Annotated in this window: 2 protein-coding genes; both read right to left on the bottom strand. The window is 42.1% G+C overall.

Annotation, left to right across the window (positions count from 1 at the left end):
* The coding region (locus AACT21_RS08330) for a sensor histidine kinase (protein WP_094164333.1) at nucleotides 1-1,898 on the bottom strand (1,898 nt) is incomplete at its 3' end.
* A partial coding sequence (locus AACT21_RS08325) for an acyl-homoserine-lactone synthase (protein ID WP_094164332.1) occupies nucleotides 1,891-2,982 on the bottom strand: 1,092 nt, incomplete at its 5' end. The genes AACT21_RS08325 and AACT21_RS08330, both read right to left, overlap by 8 nt.

The raw sequence follows: 2,982 nt of genomic DNA, 5'->3' as shown, positions 1-2,982 counted from the left end.
AAAATCTTATAAGAAATGGCGTCGTCAATCCCCGGGCCTGTATCTCTGAAGATTAAAATATTTTCATAAGTACCGATTTGAGTTGTGATCTCAATTTGGCTATTTGGGTAGGAATCAAAATAATAAATTGCGTTACGAATCAAGTTGAAAATAACAAAGTTGAATAAGGTTTCATTAAGTTTTGCTACGAAGTCATCTTGTTGTGGTAAGTGAATTCGCTCAATTACTTTCTCGTTCTCAAAGCCATATTGACTGACCGCCTGATCAACGGCTTTGTGGATCGACGTCATCGTAATCGGTTCGTGTTCAGGTGAACTATCGCTGACCTCGCGCAAGATAATATCAATCAACTGCCGCCCACGTTGAATAGCCGCTTGGCCGTTCTCAATATCCTGTTTAATTTGTTGTGCGGGCGCTTGACTATCAATATGTTGCTTTAAAATTTCAAAATGTAATTGTACTTGAGCGAGCGGGTTACGCATTTCATGCGCAATTGAATTCGCTAATGCGCGACTTTGGCAGACACGTCTATCCGCTTCAATAATACTTTGTATTCGGGTTAGCAAGGTTTGAAGTGCAGCGATTTCTTCATTAGAAAACATCTGATTATTGATTTTGTGTGGTGAGATTAATAAATGTGTGACCAATTTGCTGTGGCCAAACAGTGGCATAACCAACGCAGTATTGTTTGAGCTCATTTTGTCATAAAGGGCTTTGATCGAGTTTTTTGCCGCGGTTTTGTTGTCTAATTTTTCAAACAATTCATCAAACACTAGTGCGGTTTGTTTGGATGAAAGGTAACGTTCGTAGACGGTTTCGTTATAGTTACTATTAACGAACTGCAGCTTATCATCGGCGATGTATAATAACTGGCCTAAACGGCGCATCGCATCATCAATTGACCGCTTGAAATCGTCTTCCAAAGCGAGAATTTGCTCTACAGGAGTCTGCTGATTGCCGTAAATGAGTAAAGAGGCGTAACGACTCAAGCGTTTGTAGAGTGGATTCCAAGCAATACCAATAAGCGCACAGAGTGGTATTGCAATCAGCCATTGGGTGCTGTCGGTGAGAGGGATGAAGATTGCGCCGAGCGGTATGAATAAAACCCCACATACTAACGCAGTATTGAGACACAGGTAAGCAAGGTATTTCACACTGTAGAAGCGTGAAGTGATAAGAGCATAGCCAACAAACATCATTTCGCTGATGGAGAGTGCCGGAGGTAGCCAAGTGAGTGAAAAATCTTGAAAGAAAAAGGTAATTCCGACTTGGAGTATGAGCGTTGAAAGCATGTATACCAGGATACCTGCAATCATATAGTTGGTTTTGGCCAGTGTTAACTTACTGCTATTGGCTCGCATTGAGATCAAGTTGAACAGTGTCATTATCATGGCGCAAAGTAGAGCACTAAAAAAGTATGGTGTGTGTGGCCCAAACTCAATGACAAATTTGCTCGGCCCAGCGATATCAACATGTCGGACTGTAAGGTTAGGCTGTAAATTAATGACCAAGAAATACATAACTATGGCAATGAAAAACAGTTGTTGCCAAAGGTATATTCTGCCTCCTCTTTGCTCGGCAGATAGCTGACATGAAAAATAGTAAGCAAAAGCAAACGCAAAGGATGATACGACGTTGGCAAATTTGGCCATAAATATAGCTCTATCTGCGCCAAACTCGGCTAGCCAATCAGTATGGAAATACGCATTACTCCCTATCCATGCAATGATAAAAAGAGAATAAGCAATATAGGCGACATGGCGTGTACCCCAGATCATTTCATTTTTTTGCTTAAGACGATAGCAATAGTAAGTTAACCAAACGAGCACCATGGCTACTGCTGCGATAAGCGTTATCGCTTTAGGATAGAGAATTGGCTCTAAGCTGAAATCAAGCATACTCTTCCCTTTTGATTAAATCGTATTTTCTGCTTTGAGAAACCGCATGTTTATAGTCACGAAAATCGGCATCACTGAAGACGCGGTCCATTGATTCGAAATTCCAGAAACCACGATAAGTTTTTACTCCGTCGTTATTCAGATCGCAATTTCCACAATGGAAATACGCTTTCGGGTCAACAGCTTGATAAAAATTGAGCATGAAAGATTGAGCAGTAGCGAATAAACCAAGTTTGTATCCTAGCTGATGCATTACTTGCATGAATTTTTTTTGAGCAAGGTAGAGGAAGTAGAGCTTTTGCTGAGCGTTGCCACTGACGGTGAAACGCAGCACTTCACAGACTGCTCGCGTATCAACCAATTGTCGCCGAAATTGATGATCGAATTCTGGGAGAGAGTCGCACTTTAGCAGTGCTGGTTTGAAAAGCTGTAATTCCATCAAGGCATCGTGGCCATGATCGGGTAAGCAGAACTGCCACTGTTCGTTACTGAATTGCTGTGCGTAACTAAGCCAAGTCTGATTTACTGACCAATTTTGTACCAACATTGAAGCGACCAGTGTGGGAGATGCTTCGTTATTAGGATGCTTGAGTAAAACAAAGTGCTTCCCTTTTTGTGATAAGGACAATAAAGGCAGCATCTCGTACCACTTTTCGCCTTTAATAAATAGCTCAAGATTGCTCAAGGTGATCGCATCTTTGATGGGCATTTTTTGCGGGTGACTGGGCGTTGTGACCCAAAGTTCAGAATCCTCTATCTGGTCGATCAAAAAACCACGGTAGGCACAGTCTTTAAGTGGCAGTTCGATACGAGGAGGAGCATCCGCTTCGATAGGGAATAGTGTTTTTATAGCCGCAATTTCGCATTCACACCAGAAATCTAGCCAATGCGAATAACACTCGCTGACGGCTTGCTCAAGATGTGCTATCTCTTCACCGAATGTATTCGGATAGCGCCGGATGAGCTCTCGGTAGTCCATCAATTCAAACAGTATTGAGAAGCTTTTATTGTGATGTTCAGGAAATAGGTTGAGTAATTGGTTTTTGCGGTGCTCTGTAAGGGCGCGGAAAAGATCAGCTCGTTG

It is taken from the genome of Vibrio sp. V08_P9A1T1, assembly GCF_963874405.1.
GTDB lineage: Bacteria > Pseudomonadota > Gammaproteobacteria > Enterobacterales > Vibrionaceae > Vibrio > Vibrio anguillarum.
This window is presented reverse-complemented; position numbering and strand designations above follow the sequence as displayed.